General features: G+C 66.9%; 5 protein-coding genes and 1 riboswitch. All 5 genes read left to right on the forward strand.

What is annotated here, in order from left to right:
- The coding region (locus VD972_RS41485) for a caib/baif family protein (RefSeq protein ID WP_324994919.1) at window positions 1-501 on the forward strand (501 nt) is incomplete at its 5' end.
- Entirely contained in the window at window positions 498-1,619 is a 1,122-nt protein-coding gene (locus VD972_RS41490) for a glycoside hydrolase family 3 N-terminal domain-containing protein (protein ID WP_324994921.1), read from the forward strand. The genes VD972_RS41485 and VD972_RS41490, both read left to right, overlap by 4 nt.
- 64 nt (window positions 1,620-1,683) lie before the next feature.
- Window positions 1,684-1,751: riboswitch (S-adenosyl-L-homocysteine riboswitch) on the forward strand.
- Between the two features lie 75 nt (window positions 1,752-1,826).
- On the forward strand, window positions 1,827-3,242 hold the full coding sequence (gene ahcY / locus VD972_RS41495; protein WP_324994923.1) for an adenosylhomocysteinase: 1,416 nt from the start codon (window positions 1,827-1,829) through the stop codon (window positions 3,240-3,242).
- A gap of 162 nt (window positions 3,243-3,404) precedes the next feature.
- Window positions 3,405-3,863 (forward strand): hypothetical protein, encoded by a 459-nt coding sequence (locus VD972_RS41500; RefSeq protein ID WP_324994925.1) that lies wholly within the window; start codon window positions 3,405-3,407, stop codon window positions 3,861-3,863.
- 116 nt (window positions 3,864-3,979) lie between these two features.
- A partial coding sequence (locus VD972_RS41505; RefSeq protein ID WP_324994926.1) for a GAF domain-containing protein occupies window positions 3,980-4,677 on the forward strand: 698 nt, incomplete at its 3' end.

The following is a 4,677-nucleotide window of genomic DNA, read 5'->3' on the forward strand; positions in this document are numbered from 1 at the left end:
GTGAAGGAGAAAGGAACGCGCGCGCCCACGCCCGAGAAGCTCGAGCCCCAGGAGGAGCAGGCGGCGCGAGAGGCGGTGGTGGCGCTGGGCAAGCGGGAGTTCATGGAGCAGTTCCAGAAGCTGGCGAAGATGTTCGCCGCGGATCCGGGCAACCCCGGCTCGTACGCGTGCGAGGGGTGCCAGCGCTGCGCCAACTGCATGTTCTGCAAGGACTGCGACAGCTGCTACCACTGCACCCACTGCGTGCGCTGCGAGCTGTGCAACAACTGCTCGCACTGCGTGGACTCGAAGAGCTGTCACGCGTGCGCCTACTGCGTGCAGTGCGAGAACTGCACGGGCAGCGCGTACCTGTTGCTGTGCCACAACCTGCAGGACTGCAACTACTGCTTCGGCTGCGTGGGCCTGTCCAAGAAGGACTTCCACATCCTCAACGTGCCCTTCTCCCGAACGGAGTACTTCAAGATCACCAACCGGCTGCGCAAGGAGCTGGGCATCCCGTGAGCCCGGTCCCCATGCGAGGCGTCCTTCGTTCATCGCTCGTGCCCCTGCTGCTGCTGCTCTGCACCTTCGGCGACGCGGCCGCGCAGGCCCGGAAGAACAAGGGCTTCGTCGAGCGCACTCCCGATGAGGCGCGCGTGGAGCGGGTCCTCCAGTCGCTGTCCCAGCGCGACAAGGTGGGACAGCTGCTGCTCGCCTATCCCCAGATCAGCAAGGACGGAGCCGTGGAGGTGGGCGGGGTGCTGTTCGTAGGGGCGACTCTCCGGAAGATCGACGCGGCAAAGGAGCGCATCCGCACCACCCGCGAGCGCGCACGCATCCCTCCCTTCTTCGCGGTGGACATCGAAGGCGGCAGCTTCAACCGGCTGAACCGGCACCCCTCCATCCAGGCGCTGCCGCTCGCGCGCGAGCTGGCGGCGATGGAAGACAAGGAGGTCGAGGCGTGGGGTGTGCGCGTCGGCAAGGCCATGCGCGAGGTGGGGCTCAACATGAACCTGGCCCCCGTGTTCGACGTGGCCGCCAAGGGCCACATGTTCCGCAACGGGCGCGCATTCTCCGGAGAGCCCGAGGTGGTGAAGCAGAAGGCCACCGCCTTCGCCCGGGGGCTCGCCAAGGCCGGGGTGGCCGCCATCGGGAAGCACTTTCCCGGCTACGGCGATCTCGACTCCGACTCGGATCACGAGCACGCCACCGTCGACTGGGATGAGGCGCGCGTGCGCGCCGAGGCCTCGGTGTTCCGCTCCGCGGACCCGTTCCTGGGCGGGGTGATGATGTCGAACATCGTCTACTCGAAGTTCGGCCCCAAGCCCGCCATCCTCGAGCCGGCGCTCGTGGCCCTGGCCCACGAGAGCGGGTGGATCACCATCACCGACGACGTGGCCATCCGCGCCCTGGCCGAGCAGATCGGCGCCGAGCGGGAGGAAGTCGTCCGGCTGGCCTTCCTGGCGGGCAACGATCTCATCCTCACCACCGAGCCCCCGGACTGGAGCGGGGGAATGGACTACTTCGGCATCCTCATGAAGCTGGCCCAGTCGGATCCGAAGCTGGCCGCCCAGCTGGATGCAGCCGTCCGCCGTGTCCTGCGCTTGAAGGATCGGCTGGGGCTCCTGGACGGACTGTAGGCGTCCAGGCACCCCCTCCTGCCTACCCCCTGGCAAAGCGCACCCGTTATCCGTTAAGGTGTCGCCACCTGAGGAGCGCTGCAACGGGGCAAGTCCCCGCCAGGCTCAGGATTGTAACGGCGCTCGCTGACTCGTGGCTGAAGGCACGGGAGGCGAGCACAGAGCCCGCGCTCCCACCCTCAGCCCCTGACAATCAGGAGCAACACCATGAGGGCTGTCACCGATCTGAAGAAGTTCACCGACTACCGCGTCGCCGACATCGGCCTGGCGGACTGGGGCCGTAAGGAGATCGCCATCGCAGAGACCGAGATGCCCGGTCTCATGGCGATCCGCGAGGAGTTCGCCAAGACGCAGCCCCTCAAGGGCGCGCGTGTCGCCGGCTCGCTCCACATGACGATCCAGACCGCCGTGCTCATCCAGACGCTGGAGGCGATTGGCGCCGAAGTCCGCTGGGCGTCCTGCAACATCTTCTCCACGCAGGACCACGCCGCGGCCGCCATCGCCGCCAGCGGCACTCCCGTGTTCGCCTACAAGGGCGAGAACCTGGAGGAGTACTGGGACTACACCCACCGCATCTTCGAGTTCGCCGACGGCGGGCCGAACATGATCCTCGACGATGGCGGTGACGCCACCCTGCTGCTCCACCTGGGCAGCCGGGCCGAGACGGACCCCTCCGTGCTGGCCAACCCCGGCAGCGAGGAGGAGACCTTCCTCTTCGCCTCCATCAAGAAGCGCCTGGAGGCCAAGCCCGGCTGGTACTCGAAGACGGCCCAGGGGATCCTCGGCGTCACCGAGGAGACCACCACCGGCGTCCACCGCCTGTACCAGATGGCCAAGGAGGGGAAGCTGAAGTTCCCGGCCATCAACGTGAACGACTCGGTCACCAAGTCCAAGTTCGACAACATCTACGGCTGCCGCGAGTCCCTGGTGGACGGCATCAAGCGCGCCACGGACGTCATGATCGCCGGCAAGGTGGCCGTGGTGGCCGGCTACGGCGAGGTGGGCAAGGGCTCGGCGCAGGCGCTGCGCGGGCTGCAGGCCCAGGTGTGGGTCACCGAGATCGATCCGATCTGCGCGCTGCAGGCGGCCATGGAGGGCTACCGCGTCGTCACCATGGACTACGCGGCGGAGCATGCCGACATCTTCGTCACCGCCACCGGCAACTTCCGCGTCATCACCCACGAGCACATGAAGCGGATGAAGAACAACGCCATCGTCTGCAACATTGGCCACTTCGACAACGAGATCGATGTGGCGAGCCTCAAGCAGTACAAGTGGGAGAACATCAAGCCCCAGGTCGACCACATCATCTTCCCGGACAACAAGCGCATCATCCTGCTGGCCGAGGGCCGGCTGGTGAACCTGGGCTGCGGCACCGGTCACCCCAGCTACGTGATGAGCTCCTCCTTCGCCAACCAGGTGCTGGCGCAGGTGGAGATCTTCGCCAACCCCGGCATGTACAAGCCGGGCGTCTACATGCTGCCCCGGCACCTCGATGAGAAGGTGGCGCGCCTGCAGCTGAGCAAGCTGGCCGCCACGCTGACGACGCTCACCGAGGAGCAGGCGAAGTACATCGGCGTGCCCAAGCAGGGCCCGTACAAGAGCGACCACTACCGCTACTAGGCGGCCGTAAATCGGGACGAAAAAGGGCCATCCTCCGTAAGGGGTGGCCCTTTTTCTTGCCGCAACCCCTGAAGATCACAGGAGTTACAGCACGACGCAACTTTCTGCCCACATGTCGGATAATACAGGTACGCGCCCCACAAACGCGCTTGGGAGATGACCATGCTGCGCAACGCCGGGAAGCTGATGATCGTCGCGGTGGCCCTGTACTCGACGGCTTCGTGGGCGGCACCCCTGGCGCTGTGGGTAGGGCAGACGACGTTCCTCGGCTTCCCCGGCCGTGGCAGCCAGGTGGAGAGCTCGGACACGTCGGTGGTGGAGGTGCAGACCTCCAAGAGCGGCGCGGAGATTCGCGCGAAGCGCCCGGGTGTGAGCCGGGTGACGCTGCGGCTGCGGGATGGCGAGACGCATGAGTTCGCCGTGCACGTCACTCCGAGTGGGGCCGAGGTCTACTCCGTGTCTCGCTCCGAGCCGGAGCACAGCGGGTTCACCCTCTCCCCTGCCCCCGTGGCGAGCAAGAGCAGCACGGCCCAGGCCCAGAAGAGCGGGAAGGGAAAGGCCGGGAAGAACGCCGTCCGGACCGCCGAGCGCGCCGTGAAGACGATCCGCCCGAGCGCGTGAGGCGAGCTCCGCGAAGGCTCAGCAGTGAACTTGCGTGGACCCGGTTCCTTGTCCCGCTGGGACATTTTTGTTAGCCCAGAGCCTCGTCAACCCGCGAGTGTGCAATGGGCTCAGGCATGCACCTCCTGCCCCGGCGCAGTGACGCTTCCGTGGCAGGAGACTCAACGCACGGAGATCCAGCGCCAGAAGCGGCGGCCCACCTCCGCATCCTGGTCGATCTTTCACGGCAGCTGGCGGATGCCAGACCGGATCTCGAGGTCGTCCTGGATGCCGTCGCCGCGCATGTCGTCGAGGCCCTGGGGGACGGCTGCGCCGCGTATCTCCTCTCGTCGAAGGGCACGCGGCTCGAGCCCGTCACGATCCGGCACCGCGACCCGGCGCGGCGCATGCTGATCGAGCAGGTCAACAAGGCACGGAAGCTGCGGATCGGCGAGGGGTTCGTTGGAAAGGCCGTCGAGTCGGGCAAGTCCATCTTCCTGCCGGACGCAGATCCCACGGTCCTGCGCAACACCGTCCTGCCCGAGTACGTGGCCTACCTGGAGCACGTCGGCGTGAAGAGCCTGCTGGTGGTGCCTCTCGCGGGGAAGAGGCGTGTCCACGGCGCGCTCTGGTTGGTGCGTGATCCGGGCAGTGCTTCCTACACCCGGGCGGATCGTGAGCTGATCGAGGCAATCGCGGACTGCGCGGCGCTGGCGCTGGACAGTGCTCGGCTGCACAGCGAGCTCAGCGCGGATCGCCAGCGGCTGGCGGAGGCCGGCCTGCGAACGGAGAGGCTGCAGGAGGTCACCGCGGCGCTCTCGGGAGCGCTCACCCC

The sequence above is a fragment of the Hyalangium sp. genome (genome assembly GCF_035629615.1).
Taxonomy (GTDB): Bacteria; Myxococcota; Myxococcia; order Myxococcales; family Myxococcaceae; genus Hyalangium.

What these genes read in the sequence shown, in the direction of transcription:
- VD972_RS41500 (WP_324994925.1), top strand. Translation starts at nt 3,405, where the DNA reads ATGCTGCGCAACGCCGGGAAGCTGATGATCGTCGCGGTGGCCCTGTAC.
- ahcY (WP_324994923.1), top strand. Translation starts at nt 1,827, where the DNA reads ATGAGGGCTGTCACCGATCTGAAGAAGTTCACCGACTACCGCGTCGCC.